General features: G+C 70.6%; 17 protein-coding genes. 11 read left to right on the top strand and 6 right to left on the bottom strand.

What is annotated here, in order from left to right; genetic code table 11:
• Positions 1–50 precede the first annotated feature (50 nt).
• Positions 51–797: a triose-phosphate isomerase gene (gene tpiA / locus SFC76_RS02135; RefSeq protein WP_322847832.1), complete on the bottom strand. Its 747-nt coding sequence runs from the start codon at positions 795–797 to the stop codon at positions 51–53.
• Positions 798–906: 109 nt separating this feature from the next.
• On the opposite strand from tpiA, the gene SFC76_RS02130 reads away from it, so the two are divergent.
• Together SFC76_RS02130 and trpE are read left to right on the top strand one after the other, a co-directional pair.
• Complete coding sequence (locus SFC76_RS02130) at positions 907–2,868, top strand: peptidylprolyl isomerase (RefSeq protein WP_322847831.1); 1,962 nt, start codon at positions 907–909, stop codon at positions 2,866–2,868.
• A gap of 28 nt (positions 2,869–2,896) precedes the next feature.
• Complete coding sequence (trpE, locus tag SFC76_RS02125; protein WP_322848058.1) at positions 2,897–4,372, top strand: anthranilate synthase component I; 1,476 nt, start codon at positions 2,897–2,899, stop codon at positions 4,370–4,372.
• 39 nt (positions 4,373–4,411) lie between these two features.
• Here trpE and SFC76_RS02120 read toward each other — a convergent pair whose 3' ends face one another.
• Positions 4,412–4,834 (bottom strand): hypothetical protein, encoded by a 423-nt coding sequence (locus SFC76_RS02120; RefSeq protein ID WP_322847830.1) that lies wholly within the window; start codon positions 4,832–4,834, stop codon positions 4,412–4,414.
• A 151-nt stretch (positions 4,835–4,985) separates the two neighbouring features.
• Between SFC76_RS02120 and SFC76_RS02115 the strand changes: the two genes are divergently transcribed.
• From SFC76_RS02115 to lexA, 6 genes are read left to right on the top strand one after another with little or no spacing between them, the layout of a single operon-like run.
• Positions 4,986–5,570, top strand: a complete 585-nt coding sequence (locus SFC76_RS02115; RefSeq protein ID WP_322847829.1) for an anthranilate synthase component II — start codon at positions 4,986–4,988, stop codon at positions 5,568–5,570.
• Positions 5,567–6,562, top strand: coding sequence for an anthranilate phosphoribosyltransferase (trpD, locus tag SFC76_RS02110; RefSeq protein ID WP_322847828.1), 996 nt, complete (start codon positions 5,567–5,569; stop codon positions 6,560–6,562). The genes SFC76_RS02115 and trpD overlap by 4 nt, the downstream gene beginning before the upstream one ends.
• A complete protein-coding gene (gene trpC / locus SFC76_RS02105) occupies positions 6,559–7,335 on the top strand; it encodes an indole-3-glycerol phosphate synthase TrpC (protein WP_322847827.1) in 777 nt (258 codons plus the stop codon). Before trpD ends, trpC begins: the two co-directional genes overlap by 4 nt.
• On the top strand, positions 7,332–7,799 hold the full coding sequence (moaC, locus tag SFC76_RS02100; RefSeq protein ID WP_322847826.1) for a cyclic pyranopterin monophosphate synthase MoaC: 468 nt from the start codon (positions 7,332–7,334) through the stop codon (positions 7,797–7,799). Before trpC ends, moaC begins: the two co-directional genes overlap by 4 nt.
• 4 nt (positions 7,800–7,803) lie before the next feature.
• The gene (locus SFC76_RS02095) at positions 7,804–8,985 is read left to right on the top strand and encodes a molybdopterin molybdotransferase MoeA (RefSeq protein ID WP_322847825.1); all 1,182 of its coding nucleotides are present in this window, start codon (positions 7,804–7,806) and stop codon (positions 8,983–8,985) included.
• Between the two features lie 58 nt (positions 8,986–9,043).
• On the top strand, positions 9,044–9,733 hold the full coding sequence (gene lexA, locus SFC76_RS02090; protein WP_322847824.1) for a transcriptional repressor LexA: 690 nt from the start codon (positions 9,044–9,046) through the stop codon (positions 9,731–9,733).
• A 370-nt stretch (positions 9,734–10,103) separates the two neighbouring features.
• Here lexA and SFC76_RS02085 read toward each other — a convergent pair whose 3' ends face one another.
• Positions 10,104–12,227 (bottom strand): ComEC/Rec2 family competence protein, encoded by a 2,124-nt coding sequence (locus SFC76_RS02085; protein WP_322847823.1) that lies wholly within the window; start codon positions 12,225–12,227, stop codon positions 10,104–10,106.
• Positions 12,228–12,319: 92 nt separating this feature from the next.
• On the opposite strand from SFC76_RS02085, the gene gltX reads away from it, so the two are divergent.
• The 3 genes from gltX to SFC76_RS02070 are packed head-to-tail and all read left to right on the top strand — an operon-like array spanning position 12,320 to position 15,244.
• On the top strand, positions 12,320–13,726 hold the full coding sequence (gene gltX, locus SFC76_RS02080; protein ID WP_322847822.1) for a glutamate--tRNA ligase: 1,407 nt from the start codon (positions 12,320–12,322) through the stop codon (positions 13,724–13,726).
• A 16-nt stretch (positions 13,727–13,742) separates the two neighbouring features.
• The gene (locus SFC76_RS02075) at positions 13,743–15,041 is read left to right on the top strand and encodes a citrate synthase (RefSeq protein ID WP_322847821.1); all 1,299 of its coding nucleotides are present in this window, start codon (positions 13,743–13,745) and stop codon (positions 15,039–15,041) included.
• Positions 15,042–15,082: 41 nt separating this feature from the next.
• A complete protein-coding gene (locus SFC76_RS02070; protein WP_322847820.1) occupies positions 15,083–15,244 on the top strand; it encodes a hypothetical protein in 162 nt (53 codons plus the stop codon).
• A 363-nt stretch (positions 15,245–15,607) separates the two neighbouring features.
• Here the strand turns inward: SFC76_RS02070 and SFC76_RS02065 are convergent, their stop codons facing one another.
• The 3 genes from SFC76_RS02065 to SFC76_RS02055 form a co-directional block, all read right to left on the bottom strand.
• Positions 15,608–16,951: a sensor histidine kinase gene (locus tag SFC76_RS02065; protein WP_322847819.1), complete on the bottom strand. Its 1,344-nt coding sequence runs from the start codon at positions 16,949–16,951 to the stop codon at positions 15,608–15,610.
• Positions 16,948–18,015: a DUF2336 domain-containing protein gene (locus SFC76_RS02060; protein ID WP_322847818.1), complete on the bottom strand. Its 1,068-nt coding sequence runs from the start codon at positions 18,013–18,015 to the stop codon at positions 16,948–16,950. The genes SFC76_RS02065 and SFC76_RS02060 overlap by 4 nt, the downstream gene beginning before the upstream one ends.
• Positions 18,016–18,082: 67 nt before the next feature.
• Complete coding sequence (locus tag SFC76_RS02055; RefSeq protein WP_322847817.1) at positions 18,083–19,264, bottom strand: hypothetical protein; 1,182 nt, start codon at positions 19,262–19,264, stop codon at positions 18,083–18,085.
• Between the last annotated feature and the right edge of the window lie 37 nt (positions 19,265–19,301).

The following is a 19,301-nucleotide window of genomic DNA, read 5'->3' as shown; positions in this document are numbered from 1 at the left end:
CTCTCCCCAATCGTGGTCCCGGTTTTCGCCGGGATGACGAACGGGCTGCCCTACACCCCCGCCGCCGCCTCGATGATCGGCACGAACTTCGCGGCGGTCAGGCTCGCGCCGCCGACCAGCGCGCCGTCGACATTGTCGCAGGCGAGGATCGTCGCGGCATTCTCGCCGGTCACCGATCCGCCGTACAGGATGCGCACGCCGTCCGCGGCATCGCCGATCAGCGTGCGCAGCTTGGCGCGGGCGATCGCGTGGATCGCGCAGATCTGCTCCAGCGTCGGCGTGCGGCCGGTGCCGATCGCCCAGCGCGGTTCGTAGGCGAGCGTGAACCAGCTGCCGTCGGCATTGTCGGGCACCGATTTCTCGATCTGCGCCTGGACGACGCGCTCGGCGCGGTCGGCGTCGCGCTCCGCCTCGGTCTCGCCGCAGCAGGAGATGACGTGCAGCCCCTGCCGCCGCGCCGCCGCCGCCTTCGCCCAGGCGTCGTGGCTCGTCTCGCCCTGGTCCATCCGTCGCTCGCTATGGCCGACGATGGTGAAGCGCGCCCCCGCCTCCGCGACCATCGCCGCCGAGACGCAGCCGGTATGCGCGCCGCTGTCCGCCTCGTGCACGTCCTCCGCGCCGATCAGCAGGCCCGGTGCCCGGTCCGCCGCGGGTGCGATCAGCGTGAACGGCACCGCGACCATCACGTCGACGCCCGGCGCCCTGGCCGCGGCCGCGGCGATGCCGTCGAGTTCGGCGAGCGCGGCACGCGATCCGTTCATCTTCCAATTGCCCGCCACCAGCTTGCGCCGCGTCATCCGACCTCCTGTTTTACATGTTCAACAAACCCTGCCCGCCCGCGCGCTTGATGGCAAGCCGCTGCGCCCCTAAAGACGCTGCTCTTCAAGAGGGACGATCGGCCTTTTCATGCTCAGCTTTTTCCGCCGGATCATCAATTCCAAGGCCGGCATTGTCGTCACCTTCATCGTCCTCGGCGTGATCGCGCTCGCCTTCGCGGCGGGTGACATCACCGGATTGGCGGGGAATGGCACCAGCCTGTCGGGCAATAGCGTCGCCACCGTCGGCGGCGAGAAGATCACCGCCACCGAGCTGCGCGGCCGCGTCCAGACCGAGCTGCAGGCGGCATCGCAGGAGGCCGCGCGCCAGCAGCAGCCGGCACCGACGATGCAGCAACTGCTCGACCAGGGCGGCTTGCAGGCGACGCTGGACCGGACGATCAACGGCCTCGCGCTCGAAGCCTTCGGGCGCGGCCAGCATATGGTGGTCAGCAAGCGTTCGGTCGACGGCGTGATCGCCAGCATCCCCGGCCTCCGCGGCCCCAACGGCCAGTTCGATCCGGCCAATTACCAGCGGCTGCTCGCCGACCAGAAGCTCACCGATGCGCAGGTCCGCACCGACATCGCCCGCGACATCATCGCGCAGCAGCTCATGCTGCCGACGCAGGGCGCGACGCAGGTGCCGATGAAGGTCGCCTTGCCCTATGCCTCGCTGATGCTCGAAAAGCGCTCGGGTCAGGTCGCCTTCGTCCCCGCCAAAGCGGTCGACACCGGCCCGGCGCCGACCGACGCCGAGCAGCAGGCCTTCTATCGCCGCAACATCCAGCGCTACACCGTGCCCGAGCGCCGCGTCGTCCGCTATGCGGTGGTGACGCCGGATCAGGTCAAGGCACGCGCGGTGCCGACCGACGCCGAGATCGCCGCCGCCTACAACCAGCAGCGCAGCCGCTTCGCCGCCGCCGAGAAGCGCGACATCAGCCAGGTCGTCGTCGCTGATCAGGGCGGCGCCAATACGCTCGCCGCCAAGGTGAAGGCCGGCAAGCCGATCGCCGACGCCGCGCGCGCCGCCGGGCTCGAGCCCGCGGTGCAGACCGGCCTCACCAAGACCGCGTATGCCGCCGCGAGCAGCGCGGGCATCGCCGACGCCGCCTTCGCCGCGCCCAGCGGCGGCGTGATCGGCCCGGTCCGCGGTCCGCTCGGCTGGGTCGTCGCCCGCGTCGAGAAGATCGAACAGGTGCCGGGCAAGACGCTCGAACAGGCGAAGCCAGAACTCGTCGCCGAACTGTCCAAGCGCAAGCTGCAACAGGCCCTCGCCGACGTACACGATTCGCTCGACACGTCGCTCGGCAAGAACGCCACCTTCGACGAGGCCGTCGCCGACCAGAAGCTGAGCGCGCAGACCACCGCGCCGTTGCTCGCCAACGGCACCAACCCCGATGCCCCCGCCGCGCGGCCCGATCCGGCGGTGGCGCCGATCGTCGCCGCCGCCTTCCAGATGGCCGAGGGCGATCCGGCGCAGCTGGTACCGGTCGGCCAGGACGGCGGCTTCGCGGTCGTCGCGATCGGCCGCGTCGTCCACGCCGCCCCGCGGCCGCTCGATCAGGTCAAGGCGCAGGTCGTCGCCGACGTCACCGCCGATCGAGCACGCACCGCCGCGCGCAAGCTTGCGACGGACATCCTCGCCAAGGTCAACAAGGGCATGCCGCTGGCGCAGGCGATGGCCGCCTCGGGCCGTGCGCTGCCGCCGGTGCAGACCGCCGGCGCCAGCCGTGCGCAGCTCGCCGCGGCGCAGGGCAACGTCCAGCCGCCGCTCGCGCTGCTGTTCTCGATGGCCAAGGGTAATGCCAAGCTGCTGGAGGCGCCGAACAACGCCGGCTGGCTGATCGTCAAGCTCGATACGATCGTCCCCGGCAACGCCGCCGGCACGCCCGCCGCCGTCGCCGGTGCGCGCGGCAGCATCGCCCGACTCGTCGGCCGCGAATATGCCGAACAGTTCGCGCGCGCGGTCCGCAATGCGGTCGGCGTCAAGACCGATGCCGCAGCCCTGGCCCGCGTCCGCGCCGACCTCGCCGGCAACACCGGCGGCAATTGAGGTGAAGGCGCCGACCGCCGCCGCCGAGATGCTGGCCGCCGGTCGCCCGGCGTTCGTCTGGCGGCGGCAGGTCGCCGATACCGAGACGCCGGTCGCCGCCGCGCTCAAGCTCATCGAGCCCGGGCGCGGCGACTATCTGCTCGAATCGGTCGAGGGCGGCGCGACGCGCGGGCGGCACAGCCTGATCGGCCTCGCCCCCGACCTCGTCTTCCGCGCGCACGGCGACACCGCCGAGATCAACCGCCGGTGGGCCACCGACCGCGAGGCGTTCGAGCCCGCGGGCATGCCGACGCTCGAAGCGCTGCGCAGGCTGGTCGCCGAATGCCAGGGCGACGTGCCCGCCGAACTGCCCAAGGCGCTTGCCTGCCTCGTCGGCTATTTCGGTTATGAGACGATCCGGCTGGTCGAACGGCTCAACGCACCCGCCGCCGATCCGCTCGGTCTGCCCGACATGCTGTTCGTCCGGCCGACGGTGATCTGCGTCTTCGACCGGCTCGCCGACGCGCTCTATCTGGTCGCGCCGGTCTGGCCCGATGCGGCGCGCGATCCCGCGCAGCTCGTCGCCGAAGCGGAAGACCGGCTCGACGGCGTCGCCGCCCGCCTCGCCAACACACCGCTGCCCGCGCCGGTGCGGGCGGGCGCGGACGATCTCGCCTACACACCGGCGATCCCGCCGGCGGACTATGCCCGTATGGTGACGCGGGCGCAGGACTATATCGCCGCGGGCGACATCTTTCAGGTGGTGCTGGCGCAGCGCTTTTCGGCGCCCTTCGCGCTGCCGCCGTTCGAGCTGTATCGCAGCCTGCGGCGGATCAACCCGTCGCCCTTCCTCTACCATCTCGATCTGCCCGGCTTCGCGCTGATCGGGTCGAGCCCGGAGATTCTCGTCCGGGTCCGCGACGGCGAAGTGACGATTCGGCCGATCGCCGGCACCCGCCCGCGCGGCAAGACCGCCGCCGAGGACGAGACGAACCGCGCCAGCCTGCTCGCCGATCCCAAGGAACGCGCCGAGCATCTGATGCTGCTCGATCTCGGGCGCAACGACGTCGGCCGCTCCGCCGCGCCCGGCTCGGTCCGGGTGACGGCGAGCTATGGCATCGAATTGTACAGCCACGTCATGCACATCGTCTCGAACGTCGTCGGCCGGTTATCGCCGACCGCCGATGCTATCGACGCGTTGCTCGCCGGGTTTCCCGCCGGCACGGTCAGCGGCGCGCCCAAGGTACGCGCCTGCCAGATCATCGCCGAGCTCGAACCCGAACGCCGCGGCGCGTATGCCGGCGGTGTCGGCTATTTCTCGCCCGACGGATCGATGGACAGCTGCATCGTGCTGCGCACCGCGGTGGTGAAGGATGGGACGATCCACGCGCAGGCGGGCGCGGGCATCGTCGCCGACAGCGATCCTGCTTCGGAACAGCGCGAGTGCGAGGCCAAGGCCGGCGCCATCCTCGCCGCCGCGCGCGATGCGGTCAGCCGCGCTGCCCAGGGCGGCTTCGGCCAGTAACCGCCGCCGCGCCGACGCGCGGCGGCCTTCGATTGGTGATCAGGGGACCGAGGAATCGGCATCCTGCTTGGCGCGGCGCTCTGCCGCCCATTGGCGGTTGGTCGCCAGCGCGCAGCCGCTCTGGCCACCGGTGCCGACCGGCGAACAGGTGTCGGGCAGACCGCCGGCGGCACGGCCGACCTGGTCCATCGTCGCGGCGCGATTGCCCCACGCCTGGTTCTTGGCCGGGATCGGGCCGCTGTCGCGGAACTGCTTGGGAATACGATAGGGTTGTTCGAGCGTCGAGCAGATGACGATTTCGGTGTCGCTGCTCTGCGGGCATTTCTGCCCGACGCCGAGCGTGACCGCGCGCACGCGCTGCGGCGGGGTGCCCGACCCTGCCGTATCCGCCACCGGCGCGCTTTGCGCACCGGCGACCGCGGGCAACGCGATCAAAGCGGCAATCATAAACGGGCGGAACATGGCATGCGTCTCCTTTGCGGCTTCAACGTGCAGGCGACGCAGTTTCTCCCGGCGCGCGACACGGAGCGGTTATAAGCGGCGGCAGATTGCTACAGGATTGCCGGGACGCAACAGGCGTTGCACCGGCGCGGGCATCGTTTATGGCGGCGCGATGATCTTGGTCGTCGACAATTACGACAGCTTCACCTGGAACCTCGTCCACTATCTCATGGAGCTGGGCAGCGAGGTCGAGGTGGTGCGCAACGATGCCATCTCGGCGGGACAGGCGCTGTCCTCGGGTGCCGAGGCGTTCCTGATCTCGCCCGGCCCGTGCACGCCGACCGAGGCGGGGGTGAGCCTCGATCTCGTCGCCGCCGCCGCGGATGCGGGACGGCCGTTGCTCGGCGTCTGCCTCGGCCATCAGGCGATCGGTCAGCATTTCGGCGGCCGCGTTCAACGCGGTGGCCTGATGCACGGCAAGACCTCGCCGGTGGCGCACGACGGCACCGGGCTGTTCGAGGGCCTGCCCTCGCCATTCACCGCGACGCGTTATCACAGCCTGATCGTCAACGACGTGCCCGCGCCGCTGGTCGTCAACGCGCGCGCCGACGACGGCAACGTCATGGGCTTCCGCCACGCGACGCTGCCGATCCACGGCGTCCAATTCCATCCCGAAAGCATCGCCACCGAACACGGCCATGCGATGCTCGCCAATTTCCTGCGCATCGCCGGCATCGCGGTGAAGGCGGCGGCGTGAGCGTTCGCGCACTCCTGCCCGATCCCGCGACGCCGCTGTCGCGCGAGAGCGCGGCGCAGGCCTTCGGCGACATCCTCGACGCGCGCGTGTCGGAAGAGGCGATCGCCGCCTTCCTCATCGCGCTGTCCGACCGCGGCGAGACCAGCATCGAGATCGCCGAGGCCGCCCGCGCGCTGCGCGCCCGGCTGATCCCGATCGCCGCACCCGTCGGCGCGATCGACGTCTGCGGCACCGGCGGCGACGGCCACCACACGCTCAACGTCTCGACCGCGGTGGCGCTGGTCGTCGCGGCCTGCGGCGTGCCGGTCGCCAAGCACGGCAACCGTGCCGCCTCGTCCAAGGCCGGCGCCGCCGACACGCTGGAAGCGATCGGCCTCGACATGACCGTCGCCGGCGCCACCGCGGAGGGCAGCCTCGCCGATCTCGGCATCGCCTTCCTCTTCGCCGCCAACCATCATCCGGCGATGGCGCGGATCACCCCGATCCGCCGCCGCATCGGCAAGCGCACGATCTTCAACCTGATGGGGCCGCTCGCCAATCCGGCGCATGTCACGCATCAGCTGATCGGCATCGCCCGCCCCGATTACGCCGGCCTCTATGCCGAGGCGCTCGAACAGCTCGGCACGACCCGCGCCGCGGTGATCTCCGGCGAGGAGGGGCTCGACGAACTCTCCACCGCCGGCCCGAGCATCGCGGTGAACGTCGGCAGCGCGACGCTGCCGCGCACGATCGTGCCGGAGGATGCGGGCCTGCCGCGCCACCCGCTCGCCGCGATCCGCGGCGGCGACCCTGCCTACAATGCCGCCGCGCTGCGCCGCCTGCTCGCCGGCGAGGCGGGCGCCTATCGCGACGCGGTGCTGCTCAACGCCGCCGCCGCGCTGGTCGTCGCCGACCACAGCCCCCATCTCACCGCCGGCGCGCATGCCGCCGCGGCCGCGCTCGACGACGGCCGCGCGGGCGCGCTGCTCGACGCCTGGATCGCCTACCGATGACCATCCTCTCCCGCATCATCGAAACCAAACGCGCCGAGGTCGCCGCGCGCAAGGCGACGACCAGCCTCGCGGACCTCGACACGCGCATCGCCGCGGTGACGAAGCCGCGCGGCTTCCGCGCCGCGCTCGACGCCAAGCCGGGCCATGCGCTGATCGCCGAGATCAAGAAGGCGAGCCCGTCCAAGGGGCTGATCCGCGCCGATTTCGATCCCCCCGCCCACGCCCGCGCCTATCAGGCCGGCGGGGCCGCCTGCCTCTCGGTGCTCACCGACGAACAATGGTTCCAGGGTTCGGACGAGTATCTCATCGCCGCCCGCGCCGCCTGCGACCTGCCGGTGATCCGCAAGGACTTCATGGTCGATCCGTGGCAGGCGACCGAGAGCCGCTCGATCGGCGCCGATGCGATCCTCATCATCGTCGCCGCGCTCGACGACAATCAGATGGCGGAAATCGAGGGCTCGGCGCTCGATTGCGGTATGGACGTGCTGGTCGAGGTCCACGACGCGCACGAGCTCGACCGCGCGCTCAAGCTCAAATCGCGGCTGATCGGCGTCAACAACCGCGACCTGCGCGATTTCTCGGTCGATTTCGCCCGCACCTACGAACTGGTCGACAAGGCGCCCAAGGGCTGCACCTTCGTCGCCGAGAGCGGGCTGGAGACGCCTGCCGACCTCGATGCGATGGCCGAACATGGCGTGCGCTGCTTCCTGATCGGCGAGGCGCTGATGCGCGCCGACGATGTCGAGGCGGCGACGCGGGCGATGATCGGTTGACCCGCCTGACCCACCTCGACGCCGACGGCGCGGCGCATATGGTCGATGTCGGCGACAAGGCGGTGACCAGCCGCCACGCCGTCGCCAGCGGCCGTATCGCAATCGCGCCCGATGCGCTCGCCGCGATCCGCGACGGTGCGGCGAAGAAGGGCGACGTGCTCGCCGTCGCCCGCGTCGCCGGCATCATGGCGGCGAAGAAGACCGCCGAGCTGATCCCGCTCTGCCACCCCCTTCCCCTCACCCGCGTCACGGTCGATCTGGAGCTGGACGACACCGGCATCACCGCCACCGCGCTCGCCGCCACCGACGGCAAGACCGGCGTCGAGATGGAGGCGCTCACCGCCGTCTCGGTCGCGCTGCTGACCATCTACGACATGGCGAAAGCGATGGACCGCGGCATGACAATCTCCGGCATCCGCCTGCTCGAAAAGGCCGGCGGCAAGTCCGGCGACTGGCGCGCCTGACGCCATGGCCTTGCTGCCGATCGCCGAGGCGCAAGCCCGCCTGTTCGCCTCCGCCCCCCCCGTCGCCGTCGAGGACGTACCACTCGGCCAGGCGCACGGACGCTGGGCCGCCGCCGACGTCGGCGCGCGACGGACGCAGCCGGCGAACGATTTGTCGGCGATGGACGGCTATGCGATCCGCTTCGCCGACCTTCCCGGACCCTGGACGCTGATCGGCGAGAGCGCCGCCGGCCGCCCCTTCGCCGGCACGGTCGGTCCGGGCGAGACGGTCCGCATCTTCACCGGCGCGGCGATGCCCGCGGGCGCCGATACGGTGATGATCCAGGAAGAAGTCGCCGCCGACGGCACGACGATCCGGCTGACCGGCGAAGGTCCGCCGAGACTGGGCCGCAACACCCGCCGCCGCGGCCTCGATTTCACGACCGGCGACCGGCTGATCGCGCAGGGCGAGCGGCTCACGCCGGCGCGGATCGCGGTCGCGGCGACCGGCGGGGTGGCGACGATCGCCGTCCATCGCCGCGTGCGGGTCGCGATCTGCGCGACCGGCGACGAACTCGTCGAGCCCGGTCAGGGGGATACCCCCGACGCGCTGCCCGAATCGAACCGCGCGATGCTGGCGGCGCTGCTCGCCGACCTGCCGATCGATCTCGTCGACCTCGGCATCCTGCCCGACGATCTCGGCACGCTGCGCGACGCCTTCGCCGGCGTCGACGCCGACCTGCTCGTCACCACCGGCGGTGCCTCGGTCGGCGACCACGATCTCGTCCGCCCGGCGCTCGAAGCCGCCGGTGGCGCGATCGATTTCTGGCGGATCGCGCTGCGTCCCGGCAAGCCGATGATGGCGGGGCGGCTCGCCGACACCATCCTGCTCGGCCTTCCCGGCAATCCGGTGTCGGCCTTCGTCACCGCCTTGCTGTTCGTCAAACCGCTGATCGCGCATCTCTCCGGCGCCGCCGACCCGCTGCCGCGCACGACGATGACGATCCTCGGCGAAGACCTGCCCGCGAACGGTCCGCGCACCGACTATCTGCGCGCCGAGCTGCGCGATGGCCGGGCCTATGCCTCGACCATTCAGGACAGTTCGATGCTGCTCACCCTCGCCCGCTCGCACTGCCTGATCGTGCGGTCGATCGACGCACCCGCCGCCAGCGCGGGCGACTCGGCAGAAATCCTCGTCATCGCTTGACGGGCGCCATCCTGTTCCCTAGAAGTTCCGCGTCTGTTCCGACGGGGAAGGTCCGCTCATGCTCACGCGCAAGCAACACGAGCTCGTTTGCTTCATCAACGACCGGTTGGAAGAAACCGGCATCTCGCCTTCGTTCGAGGAGATGAAGGAAGCGCTCGACCTCAAATCCAAATCGGGCGTGCACCGCCTGATCAGCGCGCTCGAGGAACGGCATTTCATCCGCCGCCTGCCCAACCGCGCCCGCGCGCTCGAAGTGCTGCGCATGCCGGAACGCTCGGAGCGCAAGCCTGCACCGGCGACGCCCGCGCCCGCCCCGGCCCCCGCGAAGACCGGCAACGTCCGCGCCGCGGCGACGCCGGCGAACGACGTCATCGAGATCCCGCTGCACGGCCGCATCGCCGCCGGTGTCCCGATCGAGGCGTTCGAGGGGAGCTCGATGCTCGCGGTGCCCGCCGCCCTGCTCGGCTCGGGCGAACATTATGCGCTGGAAGTATCTGGTGATTCGATGGTCGAGGCGGGCATCCTCGACGGCGATTACGCGCTGATCCGGCGGACCGAGGTCGCCCGCGACGGCGAGATCGTCGTCGCGCTGATCGACGACAGCGAGGCGACGCTCAAATATTTCCGTCGCGAGGGCGCGATGGTCCGGCTCGACCCGGCCAACCGCGCCTACGAACCGCAGCGCTACGTGCCGTCGCACGTCCGCGTACAGGGCAAATTGTCGGGTATCCTGCGCCGCTACGATTGATCCGGACGGGGGGCGAACGCCTTGCGGACGTGCCCTCCTGCATCCATCGGCTGCACCGAAGCATTACCCCTTTCCGTCACCCTGGGCTCGACCGAAACCTTTGCGAAAGTCGTCCCAGTGCTCTTGCGAAAGCAGGAGCCCAGGGTTGCGCGCAGTTCCGGCTGTCACTCTGCTGGACCTAAGGCCGATCGACATTCAACTCTTGGACGATGCAAAGTCCTCCCCCGCCAGGGGGAGGATTTCTCTACGACGATGAATGTCGATCCCGCCTATTGCCCCTGCTCGAAAATACCGCTTGGCTCGACGTCCGCAGGCCGCGGTGACCACAACATCCCCTCACCATCGCACCACGTTCCGGTGACCAGAGAAGTCACCTCCCCCCGCCAGCATCCCCACCGCGACGAAACCGTCTGCGGAGGGCGCCCGTCACCGCCGGCATCACCCGCGCCGCAGCGAACCACGGATGCGCATCGCCGTCGCGCCGCACCGTCCACACCCCTCCGTCCGCAAAGGTCACCGCGACCCCGCCGGTCCGCCGCAGCATCGGCGCATCCAGCCTGAGCCAGCGCGGCCGGCATGCCCGCGGCAGGCGGCGTTCACTCACCACCACATCCGCCCGCGCACAGGCCGTCGCCAGATCGTCGCGATCGACCGGATAGAGGCTGCGCGTCGCCAGCACCCGCCAGCGACGGCCACCCGCATCCACATCGACCGCACAGGCATCGCGCGTACACCGTGCCGCCGCCTGCTCGACGAGCAGCATCGCCGCGTCGGCGCCGCCGTTTTCGGCGAGCATGTCGCGCGTATAATCCCCGGCCCGGTCGCGCAGCAGCGCCAGCCCGCCACCGACGCGCACCGCCATATGCCGCCCGTCGCCCGTCACCAGCAGGTCGGGTGCGGGCGTCAGCCACGTCCAGCTCGCGCCGATGACGAGCGGCACGACGCCCAGCCGCCGCCATCGCGTCCGCCACAACGCCAGCCACAATCCGCCCGCCACCATCAGCGCGAAGGCCGCCGCCGACATCGACGGCAGGGCGAGCGACGATCCCGGCGCCGCGGCGACGGCATGGGCGAGGATCAACAACAGACGCAGGGCGATGTCGGTCGCCCACCACAAGGGCCCGCCGCAGCCCGCGGCGTCGAGCAGCAAGGCCAGCGCCTCCAGCGGCATCACCACGAAGGTGGTGAGCGGGATCGCGACGATGTTCGCCGCCGCGCCATAGAGGCCCGCCTTGTGGAAATGATAGACCGCGATCGGCATCAGCGCCGCCTCGACGACCAGCCCGGTGAGCAGCAGCGACGCCAACGACCGCAGCACGCGCGGCAACCGCCCCTCCTCGCGCGGCGCGAACCACGATTCGACCCGCGGATGCTCGTGCAGCGCGACGATCGCCGCGATCGCCGCGAAGGACAGCTGGAAACTCGCGCCCGTCAGTGCCTCCGGCCAGGCGAGCAGCACCGTCATCGCCCCCGCGGCGACCAGCCGCAACGTCACCGCCTCACGACCGAGCACCAGCGCCCCCAGCACCAGCAGCGATGCGACGCAGGAGCGGATCGTCGGCACCTGGCTGCCGGTGAGCCACGTATAGCCGATCGCCGCCAGCGCGCCCGCCGCCGCCGCGACCAAGGGCAACCGGACGCGGATCGCCAGCCACGGCCACAAGGCGAGCAGCCGCATCACCAGCAACATCGTCGCGCCGACCGCCGCGGTGATGTGCAACCCACTCACCGACAACAGATGCGCGAGGCCCGCGCGACGCATCGCCTCCGAATCGTCCGGGGTGATCGCGCCCTCGTCGCCGGTCGCGAGCGCCGCTGCGATGCCGCCGCGGCTGCCGTCCAGCCTTGCGGTGATATGATCGGTCAGCCGTGCGCGCAGGCCGCCGCCGGCCGGGGCGGGTCGGATCACCGTCACCGGCGCGAAGCCGCGCCCGGTCGCGCCGACCCCCGCGAACCATGCCACCCGCGCGAAATCATAGGCGCCGGGCACCGCGGCTGCGGGCGGCGGCATCAGCCGCGCGCGCAGCCGGACGACGGCGCCCGCCCCCAATCCCGCCGGTACGTCCGCCACCGCGAGGTTGACGCGCAGCCGGGATGGCAGCCCCTGGCCGGCATCGCTGCGGATCGTCAGCCGCATCAGTCCGCGCGCGGTCAACGGCTCGGCCCGCTCGACGCTGCCGCGCATCGCCGCCACGACGGGGCGCGCCAGCACCGGTTCGGCGACCCGCTCCGCGCGCCACCAGACCAACGCCAACCCGGCGGCGGTGGCGATCGCGCCGAGCGCCACCGCCCGCGCGGCCCGGCCGCCACGCGCCAGGCCGGCCGCAGCGAACGCCAGCGCCGCGCACAGCAGCAGCGTCGTCGTCCACGCCCGCGGATCGGGCAGCACGAACCACGCGGCGATGCCGCCGCCGAACGCCACCGGCAGCCACAGCACCAGTTGATCGCGTTCGGCCTCCAGCCATTCTTCGATACCGGCGCGCAACCGATCCATGGGTCGGGGCATTTGAAGGGGCAGAAGCCGCGTGCTAGGGCCGGCCGCGGCCGATCCGGCCGTCACGTCACGAACCTCGGGAGCAAGCGCGGTTGAGCGCCACCAACGATAATCCTGCGACGATCGTCACGCGCTTCGCGCCGTCGCCGACCGGCTATCTGCATCTCGGCGGTGCACGCACCGCGTTGTTCAACTGGCTCTTCGCGCGCCATCACGGCGGCAAATTCCTGCTGCGGATCGAGGATACCGATCGCGCCCGCTCCACCCAGCCGGCGATCGACGCGATCCTCGGCGGGCTCAGATGGCTCGGCCTCGACTGGGACGGCGACGCGGTCTTCCAGTTCGCCCGCGCCGATCGCCATGCCGAGGTCGCGCACCAGATGGTGACCAACGGCCACGCCTACCGCTGCTACATGACCGCCGAGGAGATCGCCGCGCAACGCGAGGCGGCGCAGGCGGCGAAGATGCCGCTGCGCATCCGCTCGCCGTGGCGCGACGCCGATCCGGCGACCGCGCCGGCAGGCCAGCCCTTCGTCGTCCGCCTCAAGGCGCCGCGCGAGGGCGCGACGACGATCGAGGACCGCGTCCAGGGTTCGGTGACCGTCCAAAATGCCGAACTCGACGATTTCATCCTCCTGCGCTCCGACGGGACGCCGACATATATGCTCGCGGTGGTGGTCGACGACCATGACATGGGCGTGACGCACGTCATCCGCGGCGACGACCATCTCAACAACGCCTTCCGCCAGCTGCCGATCTACAAGGCGAACGGCTGGCCCGAACCGGTCTATGCGCATATCCCGCTGATCCACGGCACCGACGGCGCGAAGCTGTCCAAGCGCCACGGCGCGGTCGGCATCGAGGCGTATCGCGACGAACTCGGCATCCTGCCTGAAGCGTTCGACAATTACCTGCTCCGCCTCGGCTGGGGCCATGGCGACGACGAGATCATCAGCCGCGACCAGGCGACCGAATGGTTCGACCTCGGCGGCGTCGGCAAGAGCCCGTCGCGCTTCGACCTCAAGAAGCTCGAGAACCTCAACGGCCATTACATCCGTGCCGCCGACGATGCCCGCCTCGCCGCGCTGATCGCGCCGATCGGCGGCTACGACGACATTGATCTGCTGACCCGCGCGATGCCGGTGCTGAAAGCCCGCGCCGCCAACCTCAACGAATTGAGCGAAGGCGCGCGCTTCCTGTTCGCGCAGCGTCCGCTCGACCTCGATCAGGCAGCTTCGGACCTGCTCGGTGGCACCGCACCCCAGCTTCTCGCTGCGCTGCACGCCGCGCTTGACGCGGTGCAGCAGTGGGATCAGGAGGCTCTCGAAGCAGCGGTACGGCAGGTCGCCGAGGCCCAGGGCGTCAAGCTCGGGCAGGTCGCCCAGCCGCTCCGCGCCGCTCTCACCGGGCGCAAGACATCGCCCGGCATCTTCGACGTGCTCGCGCTTCTCGGCAAAGAGGAAAGCCTCGGCCGAATCGCGGACCGAATGGCAGTCTGATAGGAAGGACAACGACATGACCGACGCCGCCCCGACATCCCCGGCCAAAGTTTCCGTGGACGGCAAGGAGTTCGACTATCCGGTCATGTCCGGCACGGTCGGCCCGGATGTCGTAGACATCCGGAAGTTCTACGCCCAGACCGGCGACTTCACCTATGACCCCGGCTTCACCTCGACGGCGTCGTGCCAGTCGAAGCTGACCTATATCGACGGTGACGAAGGCGTTTTGCTGCACCGCGGCTATCCGATCGGTGAGCTGGCGGAAAGCTCCAGCTTCATGGAGGTCGCCTATCTGCTGCTGAATGGCGAGCTGCCCGACCAGGGCGAGCTCGACCAGTTCAACCACACGATCACGCGCCACACGATGGTGCACGAGCAGCTCGCGACCTTCTTCCGCGGCTTCCGTCGCGATGCGCATCCGATGGCGATCCTGTGCGGCGTCGTCGGCGCGCTGTCGGCCTTCTACCACGATTCGACCGACATTCACGATCCGGTGCAGCGTACGATCGCCAGCCACCGCCTGATCGCCAAGATGCCGACGATCGCGGCGATGGCGTACAAGTACAGCGTCGGCCAGCCGTTCCTGTATCCGGACAATTCGCTCAGCTACACCGGCAACTTCCTGCGCATGACCTTCGGCGTGCCCGCCGAGCCCTATGAGGTCAATCCGGCGGTCGAGAAGGCGATGGATCGCATCTTCATCCTCCACGCCGATCACGAGCAGAATGCCTCGACCTCGACCGTGCGTCTCGCCGGCTCGTCGGGCGCCAATCCGTTCGCGTGCATGGCGGCGGGCATCGCCTGCCTGTGGGGTCCCGCGCACGGCGGCGCCAACGAGGCGGCGCTCAACATGCTGCGCGAGATCGGCACGCCCGAGCGTATCCCCGAGTTCATCGCCCGCGCCAAGGACAAGAACGATCCGTTCCGCCTGATGGGCTTCGGCCATCGCGTGTACAAGAACTACGATCCGCGCGCGACGGTAATGCAGAAGACGGTGCGCGAGGTGTTCGACGCGCTCAAGGTCAACGATCCGCTGTTCGACACCGCGCTGCGGCTCGAGGAGCTGGCGCTCAGCGACGATTATTTCATCGAAAAGAAGCTGTTCCCGAACGTCGATTTCTATTCGGGCGTGATCCTGTCGGCGATCGGCTTCCCGACGTCGATGTTCACCGTCCTCTTCGCGCTCGCCCGCACCGTCGGCTGGGTCGCGCAGTGGAACGAGATGATCACCGATCCCGACCAGAAGATCGGCCGTCCGCGCCAGCTCTACACCGGCCCGACGCAGCGTAGCTACGTCCCGGTGGACCAGCGCTGATGCGCCGCGCCCGGCCGGTCCTCCTCTCCATCGGCGTCCTCATGGCGCTGATGGGGCTGCTGTGGATCGGCCAGGGCCTGGGCTACATCCATTGGCCCGAATCGAGCTTCATGCTCGACCAGCGCCCCTGGGCCGACCGCGGCGTCGCGCTCGCGGTCGCAGGGCTGCTGCTGATCCTCGTGACGCGGCGGATGCGGCGGTAAGACGCCGTCGATCGCCTAATTCCTCCCCCGCCAGGGGGAGGGGGACCGTTCGGCGCAGCCGAATAGTGGAGGGGGAGGAAAAGGCGGAAGCTTCACGAGCGGGCTTCCACCCTTTCCTCCCCCTCCGTCACGGCTTCGCCGCGCCACCTCCCCCTGGCGGGGGAGGACTATCGCGTATGGTTCCGCCGATTTCAAAACCTACCCCGTCACCCCGGCTTTGCGCCGGGGTCCCGCTTCTTCGGACGGTGCGAAGAAGCGGGGTGCCGGATCGAGTCCGGCATGACGGGGATGTAGGAGCCGTTGCCACGCTCCAACGGCCATATGCGATTGCCTTGCCCCAGCGGGAAAGATCCCCAATACGCCCTAAACCGGCAGCGACAGCGTGAACCGCGCGCCCTCCCCGGCGACGCTTTCCACGCCAAGATCGCCCCCCATCGCCCGCGCCAGCCGGCGCGCGATGTAGAGGCCGAGGCCGTTGCCGCCCGCCTCGCTCGGATCGACGCGCTCGAATTTCTCGAAGATCCGCGCCTGATCCTCCGGTGCGATGCCCTTGCCCTGATCGGCGACGATGGCCTCGGCCATATCGCCATTGCGGCTGACGGTGACGCTGACCACGCCGCCCTCGGCAGAATAGCGCAACGCATTGCCGATCAGATTGACCATGATCTGCAACGCCCGGCGGAAATCGCCCGACGCCGGCACGCGCAGGTCCGGCAACGGCCGCGCGATCGCCACCCCGGCATTGGCGGCGCGTACCGACAGCAGGCCCGCCGCGCGGCGGGCGACGTCGGCCAGATCGATCGCCTCGGTCTCCAGCGTGAAATCGGCACGCTCGACCGCCTGCAGATCGACGAGGTCGTCGACCAGCCCGAGCAGATGGCGGCCGGCATTGGCGATATCCGATGCATAATCGACATAGTCGCGCTGCACCGGCCCTTCCGCCTCGGCGTGGATCGTATCGGCGTGCGCGATGATCCGCGCGAGCGGCGACCGCAACGCACGATCGAGCCCCTCGGTAAAGTCGGTCGAGATCGTCGCCTCGACGGGAGCGGGCGCCGCCTCGGCGATGCGCGCCACCCCGGCAAGCCCGGCGAAATCGCCCGCGGCATCCTCCTTGACCGTCGCGGTCAGCAGCATGCGCGTGTCGCCGCTGCGCAGCCGCGCGCGCTGCTCGTCGAACGGCCGCCGCCGCGCCACCGCCTCGAGGATCGGCAGGGCGCCGCTTTCGGTCGCATCGAGCGTGAACAGCGCGGTCAGCGGCTGGCCGAGCAGCGCCAGCGCGTCCAGCCCCAGCCGCCGCGCCGGATCGATCGAGACGAAGGTCAGCCGCAGGCCCGCATCGGTCTCCCACGACATCGCGCCATCCTCGATCACCGTCGCCAGCGGCCGTTCGGCGACGGGCTGCGGCCGCAACCCGCGCCACCCGCTCACCGCCATGCGCACCCCCTCGCCCTCCGGCTGCACCCGCACCCAGAGTTCGAGGTCGGCGTCCTGATCGGCGACGGTCACCGAACGCGACACCAGGATGCCGAGTCGCCGCGCGAGCCGCACCACCGTCGCCAGTTGCGGGATCGCCAGCGCCGCGCCGATCGCGCCCCCCGCCTGATCGTTGAGCGCCGTCAGCGCCGGATCCGCGGCGATCAACCGCCCTTCGCCGTCAAGCGACGCGTGGCTCACCGGCATGTCGGGAATGCTGTCGACCCTCATCGCATCGCCTCGCGGGTCAGCGCCGCGATCGCCAGCCGCAGATCGTGGTGCAGCGTCAACGGCGCCAGCGCCGATCGCGCCGCCTCCGCGGACACCGCGACGATCGCGTCGAGATCGTCGGCGAACGCCTCGATGTCACGGCGCGGGTCGGCATCCGCCAGGGCCAAAGCGATCCGTGCGATCGCCGCGCGGTCCAGCCCCGCCGCACGCAGCGCCAGCCACAGGCGGTCGCCCTCCGGCTCAAGGACGATCGTCCGCGCGCCCTCGAAGTCGAGATCGACCGCACGGCCGAGCACCGCGATGAACAATAGCAGCCGCCGGTCCCCCAGCGTCTCGATCAGCAATTCGCCGACCTCGTGCGGGCGCGCGTCGATCGCCGCCGCCAGCCGCACCGCGGCAGCCTCGGGCCGCTGCCCCTCGTCATGCGCGGCGAGATTGCGTTGCGCCGCCTCGACGATCGCGCGATCGACGCCGCCGTCCTCGCCGCCGGCCGCGACCTGCGCCTCGCGGATCGCCGCCGCGACCCACCAGACCAATTGATGATGGCGTTCGGCGGGCAGGATACCGGTCACAACGCCGCCCTGCTCCGCGGCCGCGCGTCGCCGCGTCTCCGCCGACAGCAGCGCGCGCGCCGCCGCGGCGACGACGCCGTCGTCGACCTCGGCGAGGCGGACCAGCAGGCTCGCCTGCTCGGGGGTCGCCGCACTGGGCGCAAGGCGCGCGGCGATCAGATCGCAGCGGACCTGTGCCAGCAATTCGTCGATCAGCAGCCGGTCGCGCAACAGGCCGGCGCGCGACAGCCGCCGCACCACGTCGTCATGTCCGGTAAGCAATTGCTCGGCCCGCGCTTCGGCGCCCCGTCCGGTCAGCATGCGTGCCGCGTGGCGGCGAATCTCGAGCTCGATACCCTGCACGACGCCGCTCAGCACCCGGCCGAGGGTCAGCCGCGTTTGCTCGTCGAGTCGCGCCTCTTCTGCGAGGAAGAAGTCCGCGATCGCTCCCGTCAGGCGCGCGTCCGCGCGCGCGGCGAGCCGGCGCGCTGCATTGATACGGGTGTCGAGCACATCCCGCTCCGTCTGTTCCGGTCCGACCGCCATGGCCTGACGCTACCTCTCTATCATTAAGACAGCGCTAAGGCTGACGCCGCAATCGTTCGATTGCAGCGGTCAAGGTGGCGCCGGCGTATACGGTGGCGAGGCCGAGCCCGGCGACCGGCGCGGCGACGATCGCGCCGAACCAGACGAGCATCAGATAAGCGGGTGCGCTGCCCCACCACGTCCGCCGCGGCCGGCGGCCGAGCGCACGTTCGCCGAGCACCGCGAGCAGGACGAGGCCGATCGCCAGTATCTCCGGCGCGCCGTCCGCCTGCACCTGTGCCGCCTGTCGACCATATACCAGCACCGCCAGCGCCGGCAGGCCACCGGCCAGCCCCTGCAACCAGCGCTCGACCGCAGGCTCGTCGCGCAGGTCCGCCAGCGTCGCGGCGAGCGACAGGCCGAGCGTACCGAGCAAGGTCAGCAGCAGACCCGACCCCGGATAGGCGATGGCGATCAGCGTCAGCCCCAGCAGCCCGACGACGCCGGCCCCCGCCGCCACCGCGGTCGCCGGGACCGCGCGCGGGACGAGCAAGGGGATCACGGTACGTGCCAGCGGTGCGGTGACGAATCGCTCGAACCAGCCGCTCCGGCCGGAGATCATCGCCGCGAGCACCGTCCGCCCGCGCGCTTCCAGCGCGGCCGCCGCATGGCCGACGCCATGCCCGCCGCGGATCGCCTCCTGCGGCAGCAACAGGTGCACCGCATGCGCCTGCGAGGCGAGACGGACGAGCGTCGACTGGACGTCGTAATCGCGCGGCATCGCGGCGAGCTCCGCGACCCGGCGCGGATCGAGCCGCGCGACGCCCGCCCAAACCATGCCGCTGCCGACCCGCTCGTAGCCGAGCGTCGCCTGCTCCTCGGGCATCACCAGCAAGGCGTCGCCGCCGTCCCGCGCCATTGCCGCCAGCGTCTCGGTCGTCGTCGTCAGGCCGTCGGCGAGCATCAGCACGCGGGCGAGCGGGTGCAGCTTCTCCGCCGCCTCGGCCGCAGTGCGCACGGTATCGACCGCGACGCCGCGCTTGCCGATCCGGCTGATCGCGCCGAGCAATTCGGGCGTCAGGCGCGCGACGAGGATCACGATCTGCGATGCCCCCGCCGCGATCAGCAGCCGCGCCTGATATTCGATGAGCGTCACGCCGCCGAACGGCAGCGTCGCGGTCAGCATCGCGGGCCGATCGTCCGCGTCGTGCATGGCGAAGAGAAGGCCGGCGAGCATCCGGCCGCTGTTAGGCGGTGATGCCGCTCGTGCCTAG

Origin of the sequence: Sphingomonas sp. CD22 (assembly GCF_034556155.1) — a bacterium.
Lineage (GTDB): Bacteria > Pseudomonadota > Alphaproteobacteria > Sphingomonadales > Sphingomonadaceae > Sphingomonas.
Note: the sequence above shows the minus strand (reverse complement) of the source record. Positions and strands in the feature narration are given on the sequence as shown.

Bases quoted from the DNA above. Each gene is read 5' to 3' on its own strand.
- tpiA (WP_322847832.1), bottom strand. From the start codon at position 797: ATGACGCGGCGCAAGCTGGTGGCGGGCAATTGGAAGATGAACGGATCG.
- SFC76_RS02130 (WP_322847831.1), top strand. From the start codon at position 907: ATGCTCAGCTTTTTCCGCCGGATCATCAATTCCAAGGCCGGCATTGTC.
- trpE (WP_322848058.1), top strand. From the start codon at position 2,897: ATGCTGGCCGCCGGTCGCCCGGCGTTCGTCTGGCGGCGGCAGGTCGCC.
- SFC76_RS02120 (WP_322847830.1), bottom strand. From the start codon at position 4,834: ATGTTCCGCCCGTTTATGATTGCCGCTTTGATCGCGTTGCCCGCGGTC.
- SFC76_RS02115 (WP_322847829.1), top strand. From the start codon at position 4,986: ATGATCTTGGTCGTCGACAATTACGACAGCTTCACCTGGAACCTCGTC.
- trpC (WP_322847827.1), top strand. From the start codon at position 6,559: ATGACCATCCTCTCCCGCATCATCGAAACCAAACGCGCCGAGGTCGCC.
- SFC76_RS02095 (WP_322847825.1), top strand. From the start codon at position 7,804: ATGGCCTTGCTGCCGATCGCCGAGGCGCAAGCCCGCCTGTTCGCCTCC.
- lexA (WP_322847824.1), top strand. From the start codon at position 9,044: ATGCTCACGCGCAAGCAACACGAGCTCGTTTGCTTCATCAACGACCGG.
- SFC76_RS02085 (WP_322847823.1), bottom strand. From the start codon at position 12,227: ATGGATCGGTTGCGCGCCGGTATCGAAGAATGGCTGGAGGCCGAACGC.
- SFC76_RS02075 (WP_322847821.1), top strand. From the start codon at position 13,743: ATGACCGACGCCGCCCCGACATCCCCGGCCAAAGTTTCCGTGGACGGC.
- SFC76_RS02070 (WP_322847820.1), top strand. From the start codon at position 15,083: ATGGCGCTGATGGGGCTGCTGTGGATCGGCCAGGGCCTGGGCTACATC.
- SFC76_RS02065 (WP_322847819.1), bottom strand. From the start codon at position 16,951: ATGAGGGTCGACAGCATTCCCGACATGCCGGTGAGCCACGCGTCGCTT.
- SFC76_RS02055 (WP_322847817.1), bottom strand. From the start codon at position 19,264: ATGCTCGCCGGCCTTCTCTTCGCCATGCACGACGCGGACGATCGGCCC.